Here is a 19,443-nt window from a genome sequence, read left to right as displayed (position 1 = left end):
GGAGGTGACAGCAGGTTCCCGAGGGAGGAAACGTCATGACCCAGGCAAACGGACCCCAGTACCCGGAGCCGACCGGGCCGGTGCCGCCGCAGGCCGGGATGCCCGGCCCGCCGCCGCCCGGCGGTGCGCCCCAGCCCCAGGCGAAGAACCCGAAGCGGCGCCAGAAGATCGTGCTCACCATCTTCTTGATCGTGGTCGCCGCGATCCTCGCGCTGGTCTGGGTGGCCACCCGGTCCAACGGCGAGAACGCGCAGGTCGGCAACTGCGTCACCGAAAGCGGCGAGAACTACGTGAAGATCGTCGACTGCGGCGACAGCACCGCGACGCTGAAGGTCGTCGCGCGCGTCGAGGACAAGACGCAGACCGAGGCGCAGGTCAGCGCGTGCAGCGCCTACCCCGACGCCGACCAGGTGTTCTGGGAGGGCAAGGAAGGCGAGACCGGGGTCGTGTTGTGCCTGGCGAAGACCGGTAAATAACACGATGGCGGCCGCGAAGTTCGCGTTCACCGGCTCCGGCGAACTGCGGGTCTCCAGCGGCGGGCGCACGCTCGCCGCCGCGGGCGACGTGATCGCGATCGGCGACCGGGTGTTCCGGCTGGGCGAGGTGGACCGGGTCGCCTACCACGCGGCGGCCCGGCTGCACCGGGCCAGTTACTCACTCGGCCTGGCCAGTGGCCTCGTGCGGTGCCGGTTCGGGTTCGACGCCGCGCCGGGTGAGCTGGACGACGCGCGCGAAACCTGGCGGCGGCTGGTCGAGCTGGTGGAGTCGGCGGCCTGCCCGCGGATCGCGTCGACCATGGCCGAAGCCATCACGGCCGGCGGGACGGCCCGCTTCGGGGGAGGCGGGCAGCCGCGGATCGACGCCGACGCCGGCGGGCTGCGCGGGCACCGGTTCTTCGCCGGGAAGGTGCCGTGGGGCCGGGTGCTGGGCAGCGACCTGCGGGCGGGGCAGGTGCGCGTGTGGACCGGCGGCCCGGAACCCGGGCTCGTCACGGGGATGGCGGGCTGGAACGCCGTCGTCCTGCCACGGGTCGTCGGGATCATGGTGTGCCGGGAAAAGAATCACCGGGAAACCATTGATCACGATGTCGGGAGAATGCTCGGGAAATGCTCACGGAGTAGCGGAATTGTTGTCCGTTCTGTCGCATTTGCCGGGCCGCTCGGAGATTTATGCGAAATTGTCGTGCGAATCCGGTACTTGAGCGCCCCCGGCGTCGTCATTATCCGGAGAAGAGGTGTGCGCGGACACCGGAAAGCCGCGCGAGGGGTGGGGAGGCAGCACGCGTGGGCATGGACTGGCCGCTGGTCGGCCGAGAACGGGAGCTGGCGTTCGCACGCCGGGCGCTGGGTGACGCCGAGGTGTGCGGGCTGCTGCTGACCGGGCGGGCCGGCGCCGGGAAGACCCGGCTGGCCAAGGCTTTGCTGGCCGAGCTGGAGGCCGGGGGCGCCCGCACGCACTGGGTGCGGGCGATGTCGTCGGCCTCGACGATCCCCTTCGGGGCGTTCGCCCACCTGCTGCCCGGCGGCGCGACCGGCACCGCCGACCGGGCGCACCGGCTCAACCAGGTCGCCGCGCACCTCACCCGCGGCGCGGAAGGCAGGCGGCTGGTGCTCTGCGTCGACGACGCGCACCTGCTCGACGATTTGTCCGCCACTCTCGTCCACCAATTGGCGGCGACGGCGGCCGCATTCGTGCTGGTGATCGCGCCGCACGGGGTGAGCGTGCCCGATCCGGTGTTCGCGATGTGGAAGGACCGCGTCGCGGAACGGCTCGACATCGGGGAACTCACCCGCCAGGAAACACGGGAACTGTTCACCGCGGCGCTGGGCGGGCGGCTCGACGACGGCGCGGAGCACCGGCTGTGGCACCTCTCCCTCGGCAACCCGCTGTTCCTGCGCGAGCTCGTGCAGGGCGGGCTCGACAGCGGTTCGCTGTCGGCCGAGGACGGCGTCTGGCGCTGGAGCGGGGCGCTGCGCGCCACCCCGCGCCTGGTCGAGCTGATCGAGACCCGCACCGACCGCGTCGACGCCGACGAGCGGCGGCTGCTGGAACTGCTGGCCTTCGGCGAGACACTGGGCAGCGACCCGCTGGTGCGGCTCGGTGCCGGGCGCGTCCTCGCGTCGACTGAGCAGGCCGGGCTGGTCGTGTCCGAACGCACCGGGCGGCGCCTCGAGGTCCGGCTCGCGCACCCGCTCTACGCCGAGGTGATCCGGCGGCGGACGTCGCCGCTGCGCCAGCGGGAGACGTTCCGGATCCTCGCCCAGACGCTCGACATGACCGGCGCGCGCCGGGCCGAGGACAAGCCGAGGCTGGTCCGGTGGCGGCTCGCGGCGGGGCTGCCGACCGACCCGCAGCTGGTCCGCGCGGCGGCGGAGACGTTGCTGCGCAGGGACTTCCCGCAGGCTGAGCAGCTGGCGAAGGAGGCCGTCCGGCTGGGCGGCGGGTTCGCCGCGAAGTTCCTGCTGGCCCAGGTGCGGATCGCCGGCGGCAGGCACGCCGACGCCGACACCCTCCTGGCCGAGCTGGCTGGCGAGACGGTGTCGGACGTGCAGCACGCCCGCGTCGCCGCGACCCGCGCCCGGAACCTGGCGTTCGGCCTCGGCCGCGCCGAGCAGGCCGAAGCGGTGCTGGACACGGCGGAGACGGCCGTGTCGTCCGGAGTGGACGAGCTGGCGACGGCCCGCGCGGCCTTGCGGGCGGCGTCCGGGGCGGCCGGCGCCGCGCTCGACCTGCTCGGCCCGGTGCTGGACCGCAACCGCCGCGGCGACCCGCTGCGGCTCGCGGCGCTGGTCGTCGCGGCCGGGGCCCTGGCGGAGAGCGGGCGCGTCGAGGCGTGCCTCGGCGTCGTCGACGAGGGACTGGCGCTCGCCGGCCGGATCTCCGACGCCGACGCGCCCGGCGCGCGGGCCCGGCTGGAGCACGCGCGGATCGTCGCGCTCTGCGGGGCGGGGCGCGTCGAAGAGGCCGAGGACCTGGCCGGTGACGGCTACCGCGACGCGATCCGGGACCGCTGGGGCCCGGCGCTGGCCGGCGCGTCGGCGTCGCTGGGCACGGTCGCGCTGGCCTACGGCAACCTCCGCGGCGCGATCCGCTGGCTGCGCGAGGCCCTCGCGACGGAGGCACACGACCAGCCGCACGCCTTCCGCCCCGCCGTGGTCGCGGCGCTGGCCCGCGCGACGGCGATGACCGGCAAGGTCGCGAACGCGCCCGACGTTCCGGGGCCGCTCGGCACGTGGGCCCACGCCTGGGTCGCGGCCGCGCGGGGCGAGCTGACGCGGGCGGCCGACCTCGCTGCTTCGGCGGCCGCCTCGGCTGTTGCCGAGGGCCGGCTCGCGCTCGCGGCGGAGATGCGCCACGACGTGCTCCGGTTCGGCGCCGAGGTCGTTCCGGTGGATCTGGAGGGGCGACTCCCGTCGTTGTACGCGGAGCACGCGCGCGCGTCGGACGCGGCTTCCCTGGACGAGGTCGCGACCGGCTTCGCCGACGCCGGGGCCCGGTTGCTCGCCGCGGAGGCCGCGGCGCAGGCAGCGCGGGTGTACCGGGCGGAGGGGAAGCTCGGCAGCGCGGGGACGTCGGCGCAGCGGGCGCGGTCGTGGCTGGGGTCCTGTGAGGACGCCGCGACGCCGGCGTTGGCGTTGCTGGAGACGCCGCTGGACCTGACGGACCGGGAGCTGGAGATCGCGCGCCTGGTGGCGACGGGCCTGACGAGCCGCGCCGTCGCCGACCGGCTCGTGGTGTCGGTGCGGACGGTCGACAACGTGCTGCACGGCGTCTACGCGAAATTGGGTATCTCCGGGCGCCGCGAGCTGGCTTCGGTGGTGGGCCGGCCCGAGGTGGGGAGTAGTCCCGCCGACGCCCCGTAGGTAGTCCGCGCGGTCCCCGGCCGGGAAGCCGAGTAGCCCGCTACTCATGACCGGCGGCCGGTTCGCCCCAAGACTGGTGACAACGGAGGGGCACGGGCTTCACCGATCCGAATGTCAGGAGTGCACGAGATGACGACTTCGTCGGGCGACGTTTTCCAGAACGAGCAGGGTTCCGGTGGCGCCAACCAGTTCAACGAGCAGGCCTCGGCCGGTGGCTCGGGCGGCATCTTCCAGAACGAGCAGGGTTCGGGCGGTTCCGGGGGTGACCAGTTCAACGAGCAGGCCTCGAACGGCGGTCGCGGGGACATCTTCCAGAACGAGCAGGGCTCGGGTGGGCACGGGGGCGACCAGTTCAACGAGCAGGCCTCGAACGGTGGCTCGGGCGGCATCTTCCAGAACGAGCAGGGTTCGGGCGGTTCCGGCGGGAACCAGTTCAACGAGCAGGCGTCCAACGGTGGCCGCGGGGACATCTTCCAGAACGAGCAAGGTGCCGGACGTGGCAACCAGTTCAACGAGCAGGCTTCGGCCGGCCACGGCGGCGACGTGTTCCAGAACGAGCAGGGCGCGGGCGGGCACGGCGGTGACCAGTTCAACGAGCAGGCCTCCACCGGCGGCGGCATCGGCGGCGCGATCTTCCAGAACGAGCAGGGCTCCGGCGGTTCCGGGGGCAACCAGTTCAACGAGCAGGCCTCGAACGGCGGCCGCGGCGACATCTTCCAGAACGAGCAGGGTTCCGGTGGGCACGGTGGGAACCAGTTCAACGAGCAGGCCTCCACGGGTGGTCACGGCGGCGACGTGTTCCAGAACGAGCAGGGCTCGGGCGGGCACGGCGGTGACCAGTTCAACGAGCAGGCCTCCACCGGCGGCGGCATCGGCGGCGCGATCTTCCAGAACGAGCAGGGCTCCGGCGGTTCCGGGGGCAACCAGTTCAACGAGCAGGCCTCGAACGGCGGCCGCGGCGACATCTTCCAGAACGAGCAGGGTTCCGGTGGGCACGGTGGGAACCAGTTCAACGAGCAGGCCTCCACGGGTGGTCACGGCGGCGACGTGTTCCAGAACGAGCAGGGTTCCGGCGGTCACGGCGGCAGCCAGTTCAACGAGCAGGCGTCGACCGGTGGTCACGGCGGGGGCATCTTCCAGAACGAGCAGGGTTCCGGTGGCCACGGCGGGAACCAGTTCAACGAGCAGGCCTCCACGGGTGGTCACGGCGGCGACGTGTTCCAGAACGAGCAGGGTTCCGGTGGGCACGGTGGGAACCAGTTCAACGAGCAGGCCTCCACGGGCGGCCACGGTGGCGGCGACATCTTCCAGAACCAGCAGGGCTCGGGTCACGGGGGCAGCCAGTTCAACGAGCAGGCGTCGACCGGTGGTCACGGCGGCAGCATCTTCCAGAACGAGCAGGGTTCCGGTGGCCACGGTGGGAATCAGTTCAACGAGCAGGCCTCCACGGGCGGCCACGGCGGCGGCGGCGACATCTTCCAGAACCAGCAGGGTGCGGGCCACGGGGGCAGTCAGTTCAACGAGCAGGCCTCCACAGGCGGCCACGGCGGCGGCGGCGACATCTTCCAGAACGAGCAGGGCTCGGGCGGTCACGGCGGCAACCAGTTCAACGAGCAGGCGGCCACCGAGCACCACGGCCACGAACACGAGCAGCACCACGACGCCGCGCAGCACGATCACCACGTCGATCACCACCACGACGTCGACCACCACATCTGAGCCGGCTTGAGGGAATGGGAGCGGTCATGCAGGAGCCGAGCGGCGGGGGGCGCATCGCCCTCGACACCCTCGACCTCGCGGTCAAGGGCGCCAAGGCCTACGGACGGGAAGACCTCGTCCAGCGCCTCACCGACGCCCGGCGCCTGCTGTCCGAGCCCGACATCACCGTCTACGTCGTCGGGGAGTTCAAGCAGGGCAAGAGTTCTCTCATCAACGCCCTGCTCACCGCCAAGATCTGCCCGGTCGACGACGACATCGCGACCGCGGTGCCGACGGCCGTTCGGTTCGCGCCGGAGTCCGGGGCCCTGGCGACCTACGAGCCGGCCGATCCGTCGTCGCCGCCGTGGACCGAGCGGATCTCCCTCGAAGACCTGCCGTCTCACGTGAGTGAAGCCGGGAACCCGGGCAACGTCCGCAAGCTCAAGTCCGTCACGGCGTCGATCAGCCGCCAGCTGCTCTCCGGCGGGCTGGTGCTGGTCGACACCCCCGGCGTCGGCGGCCTCGGCTCGCTGCACAACGCCGTCACCGTCAGCTCGCTGCCGCGGGCGCACGCCGTCCTGTTCCTCTCCGACGCCTCGCAGGAGCTGACCGCCGCCGAGCTGCGGTTTCTCCGGACGGTGAAAGAACTCTGCCCGTCGGTGTTCTTCGTCCTCACCAAAACCGACCTCTACCCGCACTGGCGCCGGATCCTCGAGCTCAACGCCGGCCACCTCGACGCCTGCGGCATCACCATCGACACCATCGCCGTCTCGTCGGAGCTGCGGACGGTCGCGGCCCGCTCGGCCGACCAGGAGATGAACGTCGAGTCCGGCTTCCCGCAGCTGGTCAAGCACCTCCAGGGGGTGGTCGGTGACGCCGAACGCTCGGCGCTCAACGCCGTCGGCCTGCACGTCGGGTCCGCCGTCGGCCAGCTGCACGCCGCGCTGCGGTCGCGCCGCACCTCGCTGGCGCACCCCGAGCAGTCCGCCGCGCTGATCGCGGAGCTGACCCGGGTCAACGACCGCGTCGACGCGCTGCGCAGCCAGTCTTCCAAGTGGCAGCAGCTGCTCTTCGACGGGTTCGCCGACATCTCGTCCGATGTGGACTACGACCTGCGCGCCCGGTCACGCGGTGTCCTGCACGAGGCCGAAGAGGCCATCGAAGAGGGTGACCCGGCCAAGAACTGGCCCGAGTTCGAGAAGTGGCTGCGGCAGCGGCTGGCGAACGAGACCCTGGAGAACTACGCGACGTTCATCAAGCAGGCCCGCGGACTGGCCGGCCGGGTCGCCGAGCACTTCGAGCTCGCCGAGTCGCAGGCCGTGCTGCCGCGCGAGGTGCAGGCGCCCGTCACCGTGGTCGAAGAGATCGACATCGACTCGTCGTTCACCGGTGTCAAGACCCGCGGCACCACCGGGATGGCCGCGTTCCAGAAGGCCTACAGCGGTTTCTTGATGTTCTCGATGCTCACGAAGATGGCCGCGCTGGCCATCCCGACGCCGTTCGGCATCGCGGCCGGCCTGCTGATGGGCCGCTCCGGGTTCCTCGACGAGCGCAAGCGGCAGCTCGAGAAACGCCGCGGCCTGGCCAAGACCGCGGTCCGCCGGTTCGTCGACGAGTTCAACCTCCAGGTGGGCAAGGACTCCCGCGACGCGATGCGGACCGTCCAGCGAGAACTCCGCGACGCCTACAGCGCGCGCGTCGAAGAACTGCAGCGCTCCCTGACCGAGGCGCTGGCCGCGGCGAAGAAGGCCGTGGTCGAAGACGAATCGGAGACAGGCGAGCTGAACCGGCTGGAGGCCGACATCGAAGCCCTCGAGGTGCTCGGCCGCCGCGCCGACGAACTCACTCTGCGCAGCACGCCCAAACCGGTAGCGGCGGTGACGCGATGACCACGCTGTACGTCCAGGTCCGCGGCTTCGTCGCCCGCGCGTGCGCCGGGTACGCCGGCACGCCCGCCGAGCCGGCGCTGCGCCAGATCGCCGGCCGGCTGGCCGAGCCGCTGCGCGTCGCCATCGCCGGGCGCGTCAAGGCCGGGAAGTCCACTCTGCTGAACGCGCTGGTCGGGCAGGAACTGGCCGCGACGGACGCGGGGGAGTGCACCCGCGTCGTCACCTGGTACCGCAACGGCCCGACCTACCGGATCATGCTGCACCCGGTCCGCGGGATGCCGCGCCAGCTGCCGTTCGGCCGGCTCAGCGGCACCCTCGGCCTCGAGCTCGGCATGGCGCCGGACGACGTCGACCGCCTGGTCGTCGACTGGCCGTCCGCCGCGCTGCGGGCCATGACGCTGATCGACACGCCCGGGCTGGGCTCGGCGCGGCCGTCGGTCTCCGAGCGCACCGAGGTCGCGCTGGTCCCGGACCGCGACGGCGTCGGCACCGCGGACGCCGTGATCTACCTGATGCGGCACGTGCACGGCGACGACGTCCGGTTCCTCGAGGCCTTCCACGACGACCCAGCCGAACGGCGACCGGTCAACACGATCGGCGTGCTGTCACGGGCCGACGAGGTCGGGCACGCCCGCACGGACGCGCTGGACTCCGCGGCGAAGGTCGCCGCCCGCTACGCCCGGGACCCCCGCGTCCGCGGGCTCTGCCAGACCGTCGTGCCGGTGGCCGGCCTGCTGGCCGGCTCCGCCGCGTCGCTGAAGGAGGCCGAGTACCGCGCGTTCGGGCTGCTGGCCGCCGCGCCGCCGGCCGAGCTGGCGCGGCTGCTGACGTCGGCGGACCGGTTCGCCCGGGCAGAGTCCACAGTGGACGTTCCGGCGATGCAGCGCGCGGACCTGCTCAACCGCTATGGCCTCTTCGGCGTCCGGCTGGCCGTCGAGCTGACCGGCGGCGGCCTGGTGACCGGCGCGCGGGCGCTGTCGGGGGAACTGCTGGCCCGCAGCGGCCTGCACCGCCTCCGGCAGCTGCTGACCACCCAGTTCGCCGCGCGGGCCGACGTCCTCAAGGCCCGTTCGGCCCTGCAGGCGGTGGAACTGGTGCTGCGGGCCTACCCGGACCGCACCGGCGGGCTGCTGCACGAATGGGAACGCATCGTCGCCGGCGCGCACGAGTTCGCCGAGATCCAGCTGATCGACTCGATCCGGCTCGGCGTCGTGCTGTTCACCACCGACGAGGCCCGCGACGCGGAACGCCTGCTCGGCGCGGCCGGGGTGGACGTGCCGAGCCGGCTGGGCCTGCCGGCCGACGCCGGCCGCGCGGCGATCCGGCAGGCGCTCGGCGCGCAGCTGCTGAGGTGGCAGCGGCGCGCCGAGCACCCGGCCTCGCCCCGCGACGTCCGCGACGCGGCCCGCGTCCTCGTGCGGACCTGCGAGGGAATCCTGCTCAGCGAAGCCCGGGCGGAGGTCCTGTCGTGAGCGACCACGTGCAAGGGAAGATCAAGAAGGCGGTCGCGGCCGTCGCCGGCGCCACCGTCTCCGAGGTGCTGGGCAACGCGCTCACGCCGGGGTCGCCGAGCGCGCCGCCGCCACAGCCGGAACCGGCTGCGGCCGAGACGGCGCAAGACGCGTCCGGCCACGAGTACGTGCCGCACGTCGAGACGACGACCGTCACCCGCGGCGAAGACGGTTCCGTCGAGGCGCAGACCGGCACGACCTGGCACCCGGAGACCACCGACGGCACACCGCTGGCGGACCTCCCGACGGTCGAGGAGTTCGAGCAGATCGACGTCCACGAGGACGCGTTCGGCAACTTCGTCATCGACGCCACCGAACGGTTCGTCGTCCACAACCACGGCCACGACGAGGTCTACGTCGACCACCAGCACCTGGTCGTGCCCGGCGACGGCACCCCCGGCGACACGGACATCGACATCTTCCAGGACGCCGACGTCGTGGTGCACGAGAACCCGGACGGCACGATCAGCGTCGAGCACCAGGGTTCGCTGAGCTACGCGCTGACGCCCGACGCGCCGGGGCACGGCGACATCGAGGTGTTCCAGGAGGAGACGGTCGCGCTCGACGCGGCCGAGACCGGCCCGCCGGGCATCGAGGTCGGGATCACCGCCGACGAGAAGGCGACCGCCGAAGATCCCTTCGGCGAGCCGGCCGGGCCGACCATCCACCAGACCGAGACGGTCGGCGACCGGGCCCGCGGGACGTCCGTGACGACGTCGGTCACCGCTCCCGCGCCGTCGGTGCCCGGACCGCCGTCGGCGCCGGTCGTCACCTTCAGCCGTCAGCCGTCCACAGTGGACGCTCCGGCGGCCGCGCCGGTCGCCGTCGAGACGACGACGCTGGCGACGTCGTCCGCGCTCGCCGACCACCCGGCGTCGAAGCCGCTCAGCTTCGCGAACGAGCCCGAGCGGGCGCACCACGACGCCGGGGAAGTGACCGGTTCGCGGCCCGAACCCCGGGAAGAGCACCCGTTCGAACCGCCGAAGGACCACCACCACGAACCGGAGCCGGCGGACCCGGCCGGCGAGCCGCCGGAACCACCCGGCGAGCACGACCGGCACGACCCGCGGCCGCTGGAGCCACCCGGCCCGCCGGACCACGAGCAACCGCCCGAGGAACCGCAGCCGGTTCCGGACGCGGACGAGCACCACCACTTCGATCACCATGCGCACGCGGACGGCGGAGGCTGACAACAATGGGCTACGGACTGGGCATCGACCTCGGCACGACCTTCACGGCCGCCGCCGTCGACAGTGCCGGCCACGTCGAGATGGTGTCGCTCGGCGACCGCACGGCGGCCATCCCGTCGGTGGTGCTGCTGCGGGCGGACGGCAGCGTGCTGGTCGGCGACGCGGCGAACCGGCGGGCGGCTGTCGAGCCGGACCGGGTGGCACGGGAGTTCAAGCGGCGTCTCGGCGACCCGACGCCGGTGCTGCTCGGCGGCGCGCCGCACTCGGTGGCGTCGCTGATGGCGCACCTGCTCGGCCACGTCGTGCGGACGGTCGCCGGGCAGCAGGGCGGCCGGCCCGATCGGATCACGCTGACGCACCCGGCGAACTGGGGCCCGTACAAGCGGGAGCTGTTCGAGCAGGTGCCCAAGCTGACCGGGATCGACCGCGTCGGCCTGATCACCGAGCCCGAGGCCGCGGCCGCGCACTACGCGGCGCAGGAACGGCTGGAGGACGGCGCCGTCGTCGCGGTGTACGACCTCGGCGGCGGCACGTTCGACGCGACCGTGCTGCGCAAGCGCGGTGGCGGTTTCGAGATCCTCGGCACCCCCGAGGGCATCGAGGGATTGGGCGGCGTCGACTTCGACGAGGCCGTGTTCGCCCACGTCGACCGCGCGCTCGACGGCAAGCTGTCGCAGATCGACCCGGACGACCCCGGCGCGGTCGCCGCGGTGGTGCGGCTGCGCCAGGAATGCGTGCTGGCCAAGGAAGCCCTCTCCGCCGACACCGAGACGGCCGTGCCGGTGCTGCTGCCGTCGGTGCAGACCGAGGTGCGCCTCACACGTGGTGAATTCGAGGAGATGATCCGCCCGTCGATCACCGCGACGATCGGTTCACTGCACCGCGCGCTGCGCTCGGCGAACCTCCAGCCCGCCGACCTCGGCGCGGTGCTGCTGGTCGGCGGCTCGTCGCGGATCCCGCTGGTGTCGCAGCTGGTGTCGGCCGAGCTGGGCCGCCCGACCGCGGTCGACATCCACCCGAAGTACGGCGTCGCGCTCGGTGCCGCGGCGCTGGCGTCCGGCCGGTCCGGCCTGGTGCAGGCGACGCAGGCCCAGCTGCCGCTCCCCGGAGTGCCCCGGCCACCGGCACCGCGCACGCCGCCGAACGGCCTCGCGGTGCCGCGAACGCCGCCGAACGGGCTCGAGGTGCCGCGGACACCGCCGGCCGGTGTCCCGGCGCGACCCGACGCCCGGCGGGCGCCCGCACCGCGTGAGGAGACGCGCGCGATGGCCACCCCCGGTGTGGGCGCGCCCCCGCCGTCGCTAGGCCGCGGCAAGGGCGAAGGCGCGAGCCCGGGACGCCGCGCGTCGCGCCGCGGAGTCGTGATCGGCCTGTGCGCGGTCGCGGTGGTGGCGATCGGCGGGGTGGCCGTGGCGGTGAGCAGCTCGGGCGGTGGCGGCTCGGCCGGCGACCCGACGTCGGCGCCGGCATCGACGAGCGACACGCCGACGCTGGTCAGCATCCCGTCGCCGTCGGACACACCGGAGACGACCCACGCGACGGTGGCCCCACCGCACACGAACCCACCGGCCACGACGCACCGCAAGACCCCGCCGCGGACCACGACCCCGACACACACCACCACCCCGACGACGACCACCAGCTGGACGACCACCACGAGCGCAAAGCCCACGCCCTGAGCCAGGGGGAGCCCGAAAGGGGCGCGGGCCGTGCACCGTCGGGGGGCACGGCCCGCGCCCAGGCCTCCGCGCCCCGGCTCCGGGCCGGGCGGCGTGTCGTCCCTGCAATCACGCGTGTCGACCCTGTAATCACGCGTGTCGGCGTGCCGATCACACGAACCGACCGAGGCCGATCGGCTGGCGTGCCGCGGTCCCGGTGCCGCCCTCGGGCCGCTGCTCGGCGCACTGGCGATGAGCCGTCGCCGGTAGCCTCGCGGGCATGGTGGCAGAGCACGTGATCGTGACGACCACGACCGACTCCGAGGCTGCGGCTCGTGAGCTGGCCGCGCAGGCGATCGAGGCGCGGCTGGGCGCGTGTGCGCAGATCGTCGGGCCGGTGACCAGCGTCTACCGCTGGGAAGGCGCGGTCCAGACCGACCAGGAGTGGCGCGTCGAGATCAAGACGACGGCCGACCGGGTGGCCGCGCTCACCTCGCGGATCGCGCAGCTGCACCGCTACGACCTGCCCGAGGTGATCGCCACGCCGATCGAGGGCGGCAGCGCGGCCTACCTGGCCTGGCTGACCGCGGAAACCCGTGGCTGAGCGCGCCGTTCGCTGATTAGGGTCAGGGAATGGACGATCTCAGGCAGCGCTTCGCGACGCTGACCACCGCCCACCTCGCGGACGCCTGCGTCCGCGCCGGGCTGCCCGTGCGCTGCGCCCCCGCGCCGACCCGCGCGGTGGTGCCGGGCAGCCGCCTGCTCGGGCCGGCGGTCCCGGCCCGGCACGTCGGCAGCGTCGACGTCTTCCTGGAGGCGTTCGAGCACGCCGTCCCCGGCGGCGTGCTGGTCGTCGACAACGGCGGCCGCGTCGACGAAAGCTGCGTCGGTGACCTCGTGGTCCTCGAAGCACGCGCCGCCGGGCTCGCCGGGGTGGTGATCTGGGGCCTGCACCGCGACACCGCCGACATCCGCGAGATCGGCCTGCCCGTGTTCAGCCTCGGCTCGCTCCCGACCGGGCCGCTGAACCTCGGGCCCCGCGTCGACGGTGGGCTGGCCGAAGCGATCGTCGGTGTGTGGCGGATCGGGCCGTCGGACCTGGTGCTGGGCGACGACGACGGCGTCCTGTTCGTCCCGGCGGACCGGGCGGAGGAGCTGTTCGCCCTCGCCGAAGGGATCCGCGACACCGAACGCCTTCAGGCCGACCGGATCCGGGCGGGGGAGTCGCTGCGCGAGCAGGTCCGGTTCGCGGACTTCCTCGCCGCGCGGGAAACGGACCCGGCGCTCACCTTCCGCGCGCACCTGCGGGCCGTCGGCGGTGCGATCGAGGAGTGACTCACCGGGCGGACGAGAGGCTTTCCGTCGGCAGCAGGGCGAACAGCCGCCGGACGGCGCGCGAGCCCTCGGCGTCGATCGTGAGGCGGGCGCCCGCGGTGTCGGCGAGGAGCCGGGCCCGCATGAGCGAGTTCAGCCCGGCGACGGAGAAGAACGTGATGTCACCGAGGTCGACGATCACCTCGTCGATCTCCGGGGCCACGCGGGCCTGCAGCACCTCGTCGAGCTTGCGCGCGGTGCTCAGGTCGATCTCGCCGGCCACCCGCACGAGCACGGTGCGCGGCCGGGGGTGGTGGACGTCGATCGAGAGCCTGCCGTGGGCGTCCACCCAGGCGGTGGCGAGTTCGTGGTCGGCCGGTCGTGGTTCGGGAACCATCGCGGCACACCTTTCCTCGGGGCTGCGGAGAGCCGTGAAGCTCGGCTCAGCCGTTAATCGTCATCGTACTGCACTCGATCTTCGTGAACCACTGCCGCCAAATTCGCTGGACAGGGTGCACGGGTACCCGCTGTGATCGGCCGTGCCCGCCGTACCCCGGCCGGGCGTGCCGAATGGGGGACGTCCTTCGTGGTCACCGGTGATCTTTCCTCGGCCGAAGCGACGATCACGGCCGCCGTGGTCCGCCGCCTCGTCGAGACGCAGTTCCCGCGCTGGGCGGGACTCGCGGTGGAGCCGGCGCCGGCCCAGGGCGTCGACAACGCGACCTACCGCCTCGGGCCGGACATGTCGGTGCGGCTGCCGCGGTTCGCGCGGTGGACCGGGCAGGTGACGCGCGAACAGGAGTGGCTGCCGAAACTGGCGCCGCACCTGCCTTTCCCGGTCCCGGTCCCGCTGGCCGAGGGCAAACCGGGCGCGGGCTACCCGTTCCCGTGGTCGGTCTACCGCTGGCTGCCGGGCGAAGCCGTCGACCCGGACCGCGTCGACGGCGTCGCGGCCGACCTCGCCGCGTTCTTCACGGCGTTGCGCGGCGCGGACACCACCGGCGGCCCGCCACCGCAGTGGAGCAACGGCTTCCGCGGCGTCTCGACGACCGACGAACGCGACTCGGCGATCGCGCCGGCCCGGCTGGCACCGCGCATCGAAGCCCTGGCGGGCCTGGTGGACCTCGACGCGGTGGCGGCGGTCTGGGAAACGGCCCGCGCGGTGGCGCCGTGGGAGGGGCCGCCGGTCTGGGTCCACGGCGACCCGGCCCCGGCGAACCTGCTGTCCCGCAACGGCCGCCTGAGCGCGGTGATCGACTTCGGCACCCTGGTGGTGGGCGACCCGGCGTGCGACCTGATCGCCGCGTGGTCGGTCCTGTACGCCGACGGCCGCGCGGAGTTCCGCAAGGCCCTCGACGTCGACGACGCGACGTGGGCCCGCGGCCGCGCCTGGGGCCTGACCGCGGTGCTGCCGTCACGGGCGGAGCTGACCGGCCCGGATCCGGCGCGGGTGACCGCGGCGCGGCGGCGGCTGGACGAGCTGGTGGCGGACCACGCGTCGGCGTCCCGATGAGACGGTGCCACGCCGCGGTCATCGCGGAAATCGCAGATCACGGGCCGTAACGAAACGCACCCCCTGGGCGAGTAATCTGACACGAGGGGGTGGTCGACGGGTGGCCGGGCAACGACACGGCGGGTTCGATCAAGCGGAACTTCCGGAAGCGCACCGGATCAGGTGGTGGCTCGCGGCGGTGACGGCGGGTCTCGTCGCGGCCGGTTTCGCGATCGTGCCTTACCTTCCCTTCTTCCAGGAGCTGACCTTCATCCGCGACCCGAAGGTCGCGAGCGTCATCACCTGGACCGTCCTGCAGACGTCGGTGGTCGTCATCTCGGCCGTCCTGACGCTGTACTTCACCGGCAAGGCCCGGCTCGAAGCCGCGGCGTTCCGGGCCAACCAGATCGACATCCGCCTCTTCGCCGACGAGCGCCCGGACGCCAGCCACGACCGCGAGATCGACTCCGCCGTCGAGCTGACCGCCGCCTTCAAGCGGATCCTGAACGATTCGCGGCTCTACACCCCGACTTCCGTGCCGGGCGTCGGCGGTTCCTACGACTTCATCCAGATCGTCGAGAACGCCGGCGAATCCGCGGACGGCTGGTGGAAGGCCGCGACCAAGCTGATCCGGCTCGCGCAGCCGCCCGCCGCGTTCACCGTCACCGGCACCGTCCGGCCCGGCAACACCTCCGGCCGCTACCAGCTGATCCTGGAGCTCGTACGGTGCCCGCGCTTCGCCGCCAGCCCGCTGGTGATCGAGGACGAGAGCTGGCCGCGCGTGCTGCACCGCGCGGCCAACGCCGTCGCCGCGCTCGTCATCCCGCGCAGCGCCTACGTCCGCACGAACATCCACTGGGCCGCCTGGCGCGACGCGAAGATCCCGTACGAGCTGTTCGACGCCTACCAGCGCGCCAACCACTTCATCACCTACCGCCGCTACGACGAGGCCCTCGCCGAGTACTACCGCGCGCTCAGCCTCGACCCGTCGAACGTCTACATCAGACTCGAGATCGCCGCCCTGCAGGAGCAGCTGGACCTGCACCTCGACGCGCTCGCCACCTACGACGACGTGATCACCCTGTGCAGCAGGGGAAAGCCGAAGCTGGCCCGGTGGTGGATCGGCGAGGACTTCGCCCGTCAGCCGCGCCACGCCGGCCGCAGCCGCGACGTCGCGCTGCTGATCGCCCGCTACCGGCACGCCCTGGTCCTCGGCCACGGCGACTCGGTCGCCGGCTCGTGGTGGGTCCGCCGGACCACCGCGGGCGTCCCCGGCGACGCCCGGGCGCTGCGCCGCGCGGAACTGCGGGCCGCGCTGGAGCTGCGGTTCCGCCGCTACGTCGAGCTCGACGTCCGGACCCGGCCGTACGCGATCCCGCGGGAGAAGCGGCTCGAACTGCACCGGCGCGTGATGCGCGTGTCGGTGCCGGAGCTGGTCGTCCAGGACGCGACGCTCGAGCAGCTGGCGGAGTACAACCAGCGCGCCGCCGAGATGCGGTCGTACTTCTGCGCGCTGTCGCAGTACGAGATCGAGCGGCTCGTCGCGGACTACCGGAACTTCGGCAGGCGCTGGCGCCGCAGCTGGGAGCAGCTCACCAACCGCGCGCTCGACCTCTCGCTGGTCTGGGCGGTGCTGCGGCGGGCGATGGCGGACGTCGAGCCGATGTCCGGCGCCGTCCCCGAACCCCGCCCGGCCTACCCCGGCAGCCGCGTCAAGCTGGCCGACGTCTGCCCGGACCGGCGCTGGCCCCCGGATCCGCAGGCGCTCGACGACACCGTCGAAGCGGCGGGGCCGCGCAAGTCGTGGGAAGAGTGCTACAACGCGGCGAGCGTGTACGCCGTCGCGATGCTCGAAGTCGGCCCGCGCGGCGAGCGCGACCTGCGTGACCGCGCCCGGAACCCGCGCCTGACCGGGGAAACGCGCGACGAGGTGGCCCGCCGCGCCGTCCGCGAGCTCTACCACGCCGCCACGATCAGCCACAGTGGACGGTTGCCCGAGCGCCGGTCGTGGGTGATGGGGGAGGACCCCGACCTCGCCGCGTTGCGCGGGCACGAGCTGTTCCGCGTGTTCGAGATGGTCACCTTCTCACCGGACCGCGCCGCGCCGCTGCGCCCGCAGCGCGCGCACGTCTGGGAACAGGTCAGCTACGTCCGCCAGCTCGTCTGCGAGATCGCCAGCTGCCGCGCGCACTTCTGGCGGCTGCGGGCCCTCGACCCCGCCCCGGTCCAGGACGGCCGGGTGCTCGACCGCTGGCGGTCCACCGACCGCGACGCGTGGCGCCGGCTGGCGGACCTGGCCACCGGGAAGCAGGACTGGTACACGCGGTACCAGGCGATCAGCGCGTTCCGCGAGTGGTCGACCGACTGCGGCTACCCCGGGGCCATCAGCGGTTTCCCGCTGTACAACGAGGAACGCCTGCACGCCCAGCTGCGCGGCGCGGCGGGCGCGAAGGGCCGGACGGGCATGGACGCGAACATCGTCGTCCGCGAGTACGTCCGCCTCTGCGACCTGCGGCTCGACCAGCTCGTGGCCGACATCGCCGAAGTCGAGCAGACCCAGGACGACTTCGCCGCCCGCGCGGACCTGTGGGACGCGCTGTGCTCGTGGTTCGACGACGACATCGCCGACGGCTCGTCGTCCGACGAGCGCCGCGAGCGCTTCCGCAAGCTCGTCAAACCCTAGGACGGCCGCGTGTAGCGGTGCTTCACCCCGGCCGGGAAGTACTCCGGGTCGCCCGCCGGGCGCAGGACGACGTCCGGCAGCTGCCGCTCGGCCGGGACGTAGTGCGCGTACTCGCTGTTGAGCCGCAGCAGCTGCTCGCGCACCGACTCCGCGATGCGGCCCGCGTCCGCCGTCGCGTTCGGGGCCGTCTCGACCGTGATGCGCAGCCGGCGGTCGCGGTCTTCGTCCTCCACCGACTCGATGACGAACTTGCCGGTCACCGTGGCGCTGATGCCCGGCTGCTCCAGCCCGACCGTGACGTTCTCCGGGTAGACGTTCGCGCCGAAGAACGACACCGTGAACAGCGACCGGCCGAAGACGTACACGAACGGCAGCTCCGGGCCCTCGGGCGGGGTGAAGCCGTGCTGGGCGCAGTAGGCGAGCAGGTCGGCGTGCGGCAGGACGCCGCCGTCGTCGGCGATGTGGTAGCGGATCAGCGGGATCCCGCCGTCCGCGGTGAAGACCAGCGTGCCCTCGTGCACCTCGAAGAACCGGCTCGCCGGGTCGTACTGCACCAGCGTCGGGAGCCGCGCGTCGCCGAAGACCTCGCGCGCCAGCTCGGGCCGGTCCGCGAAGAACCGGCGGATGCCCACCGAGACCGGGGTTTCGGTGCCGAGCACGCCGGCGTCGGCGGTGCCGTAGAGCGACGCGATGTCGCGGACCGGGTCGGCGACCCCGGCCCGCTGCGCGACGAGGTCACGCCACTGCTCGCTGAACACCTCGCCCGCCAGCACGAGCTTGATCGCGTACGCGGGCCAGTCGACGCCCTCGGCCACGCCGGTGTCGACGACGTCCTTGACGAACGGCGGGTAGCCGAGCAGCACGACCTGCTCGAAGTGCGGCGCCAGCTCGGGCAGCACCCGCAGGATCTCGGCCTTGTTGTTGCCCGGCGCCACGACGGTGATCGGGCTGCCCTTGGCCGCGAGGTGGCGCACGCACGCCGTCGTGAACAGGCCGCCGACCCAGGTGCCGAGCGGGAAGCAGACGACGGCGAGGGTGCTGCGCTCGTCGGCGTGGAAGCCGTCGACCATGACCTGCTCGAACCGGCGGGCGACGTGCAGCTCGTCTTCCAGCGCGCGCGGCCAGATGGTCGGGTGCCCGCTGGAGCCGGAGGAGACGGCGATCATGTCGAGGCCGGCGAACGTGCCGTCGCGGCACAGCTCGGGCAGCGGGTACTTCCGGTGGTAGCCCGCCTTGTCGACCAGCGGCAGCCGCCGGAAGTCCTCGAGCGTCGTCACCGACTCCGGCGTGATCCCGTGGTCCCCCAGGAACTTCCGGTACGCGGGCACGGTCTCCGCGGTCCGGCGGAACAGGTCGAGAACCTGGTCCGCGGGCGCCGGCCCGGGTGCTGCGAAGAAGGTGTCGAACGCCTGGCGCACGCGGGCCTGCCGACCGTGGTCCATGATCGCAGCATAGCGTCCGGCCGGCACCGCCCCGAGGTGCCATGATGGGCGCGTGAGCACCTCCGCGGAGCAGCCCGCCACCGGCGCGCCGTTGACCCTGTACCTGGTCAAGCGGCTGGAGCTGGCCATCCGGGCGTTGCTGGACGACGCCCTGCGGGAGCTCGGGCTCACCACGCTGCAGTACACCGCGCTCACCGTGCTGGAGGCGAGCGGCCCGCTGTCGTCGGCCCAGCTCGCGCGCCGGTCGTTCCTGCGGCCGCAGACGATGCACGAGATGGTGCTGGCGCTGGAGAAGCGCGGCCTGATCGAGCGGACGCCCAAGCCGGACAACAAGCGCGTCCTGCTGGCCAGCCTCACCGCTACCGGGCGGGCCCTGCTCGCCGGCTGCGCGCCCGCGGTGGGGGAGGTCGAGCGGGAGCTGCTCGCCGACCTGAGCCCGGGCCAACGCGCGACGTTCCGTGAAGGACTCCAGCACGGCGTCCTGGCCCTCGGTTCACTGGCGGAGTCCCGGCGTCAGGACCCCTGACGGGTGGTGGATCGGGCTCGGCCGACTGGCGGGTCAACCCGTGCTGCCGGCCCGAAAGAACTAGGCCGGACGAGTGGAAGCGGCCTGCGGTGCGTGGCGTACGGCGTGGCTGGGTACGTCCAGATTCGGTCCCGCATCTGGAGGTTCGCCGACCGTGACTGGGCACGCAGCGACGCT

15 protein-coding genes are annotated in these 19,443 nt (G+C 73.0%); 13 read left to right on the top strand and 2 right to left on the bottom strand.

All coding sequences use genetic code 11. From position 1 onward, the window contains the following. The first annotated feature begins 35 nt into the window (after positions 1-35). From OG439_RS14750 to OG439_RS14705, 10 genes are all read left to right on the top strand, one after another. Positions 36-476 carry an LppU/SCO3897 family protein gene (locus OG439_RS14750; RefSeq protein WP_326949924.1) on the top strand — a complete coding sequence of 147 codons (441 nt, stop codon included), beginning with the start codon at positions 36-38 and terminating at the stop codon, positions 474-476. Between the two features lie 4 nt (positions 477-480). After that, complete coding sequence (locus OG439_RS14745; protein WP_326949923.1) at positions 481-1,377, top strand: hypothetical protein; 897 nt, start codon at positions 481-483, stop codon at positions 1,375-1,377. Then, positions 1,290-3,863 (top strand): AAA family ATPase, encoded by a 2,574-nt coding sequence (locus OG439_RS14740; RefSeq protein WP_326951550.1) that lies wholly within the window; start codon positions 1,290-1,292, stop codon positions 3,861-3,863. Before OG439_RS14745 ends, OG439_RS14740 begins: the two co-directional genes overlap by 88 nt. 129 nt (positions 3,864-3,992) lie before the next feature. Further along, positions 3,993-5,582 carry a hypothetical protein gene (locus tag OG439_RS14735; RefSeq protein ID WP_326949922.1) on the top strand — a complete coding sequence of 530 codons (1,590 nt, stop codon included), beginning with the start codon at positions 3,993-3,995 and terminating at the stop codon, positions 5,580-5,582. A gap of 26 nt (positions 5,583-5,608) precedes the next feature. Further along, entirely contained in the window at positions 5,609-7,450 is a 1,842-nt protein-coding gene (locus OG439_RS14730; RefSeq protein WP_326949921.1) for a dynamin family protein, read from the top strand. Next, positions 7,447-8,922 carry a dynamin family protein gene (locus OG439_RS14725; RefSeq protein WP_326949920.1) on the top strand — a complete coding sequence of 492 codons (1,476 nt, stop codon included), beginning with the start codon at positions 7,447-7,449 and terminating at the stop codon, positions 8,920-8,922. The genes OG439_RS14730 and OG439_RS14725 overlap by 4 nt, the downstream gene beginning before the upstream one ends. Then, positions 8,919-10,151: a hypothetical protein gene (locus OG439_RS14720; RefSeq protein ID WP_326949919.1), complete on the top strand. Its 1,233-nt coding sequence runs from the start codon at positions 8,919-8,921 to the stop codon at positions 10,149-10,151. Before OG439_RS14725 ends, OG439_RS14720 begins: the two co-directional genes overlap by 4 nt. Before the next feature lie 5 nt (positions 10,152-10,156). Further along, positions 10,157-11,830 carry an Hsp70 family protein gene (locus OG439_RS14715; RefSeq protein ID WP_326949918.1) on the top strand — a complete coding sequence of 558 codons (1,674 nt, stop codon included), beginning with the start codon at positions 10,157-10,159 and terminating at the stop codon, positions 11,828-11,830. Positions 11,831-12,089: 259 nt separating this feature from the next. Continuing rightward, positions 12,090-12,413 carry a divalent-cation tolerance protein CutA gene (gene cutA, locus OG439_RS14710; protein ID WP_326949917.1) on the top strand — a complete coding sequence of 108 codons (324 nt, stop codon included), beginning with the start codon at positions 12,090-12,092 and terminating at the stop codon, positions 12,411-12,413. Positions 12,414-12,442: 29 nt separating this feature from the next. Further along, the gene (locus tag OG439_RS14705; RefSeq protein ID WP_326949916.1) at positions 12,443-13,144 is read left to right on the top strand and encodes an RraA family protein; all 702 of its coding nucleotides are present in this window, start codon (positions 12,443-12,445) and stop codon (positions 13,142-13,144) included. 1 nt (position 13,145) lies between these two features. Here OG439_RS14705 and OG439_RS14700 read toward each other — a convergent pair whose 3' ends face one another. Continuing rightward, on the bottom strand, positions 13,146-13,520 hold the full coding sequence (locus OG439_RS14700) for an STAS domain-containing protein (RefSeq protein WP_326949915.1): 375 nt from the start codon (positions 13,518-13,520) through the stop codon (positions 13,146-13,148). Between the two features lie 132 nt (positions 13,521-13,652). On the opposite strand from OG439_RS14700, the gene OG439_RS14695 reads away from it, so the two are divergent. Together OG439_RS14695 and OG439_RS14690 are read left to right on the top strand one after the other, a co-directional pair. After that, positions 13,653-14,636 (top strand): aminoglycoside phosphotransferase family protein, encoded by a 984-nt coding sequence (locus OG439_RS14695; RefSeq protein WP_326949914.1) that lies wholly within the window; start codon positions 13,653-13,655, stop codon positions 14,634-14,636. A 100-nt stretch (positions 14,637-14,736) separates the two neighbouring features. Beyond that, positions 14,737-17,298, top strand: coding sequence for a hypothetical protein (locus OG439_RS14690; RefSeq protein WP_326949913.1), 2,562 nt, complete (start codon positions 14,737-14,739; stop codon positions 17,296-17,298). Here the strand turns inward: OG439_RS14690 and OG439_RS14685 are convergent. After that, positions 17,295-18,740, bottom strand: a complete 1,446-nt coding sequence (locus OG439_RS14685) for a phenylacetate--CoA ligase family protein (protein WP_326949912.1) — start codon at positions 18,738-18,740, stop codon at positions 17,295-17,297. The two genes, OG439_RS14690 and OG439_RS14685, sit on opposite strands and share 4 nt — an antisense overlap. A gap of 52 nt (positions 18,741-18,792) precedes the next feature. On the opposite strand from OG439_RS14685, the gene OG439_RS14680 reads away from it, so the two are divergent. Continuing rightward, the gene (locus OG439_RS14680) at positions 18,793-19,266 is read left to right on the top strand and encodes a MarR family winged helix-turn-helix transcriptional regulator (protein WP_326949911.1); all 474 of its coding nucleotides are present in this window, start codon (positions 18,793-18,795) and stop codon (positions 19,264-19,266) included. Positions 19,267-19,443 lie beyond the last annotated feature (177 nt).

It is taken from the genome of Amycolatopsis sp. NBC_01307, assembly GCF_035975215.1.
Taxonomy (GTDB): domain Bacteria; phylum Actinomycetota; class Actinomycetes; order Mycobacteriales; family Pseudonocardiaceae; genus Amycolatopsis.
Note: the sequence above shows the minus strand (reverse complement) of the source record. Positions and strands in the feature narration are given on the sequence as shown.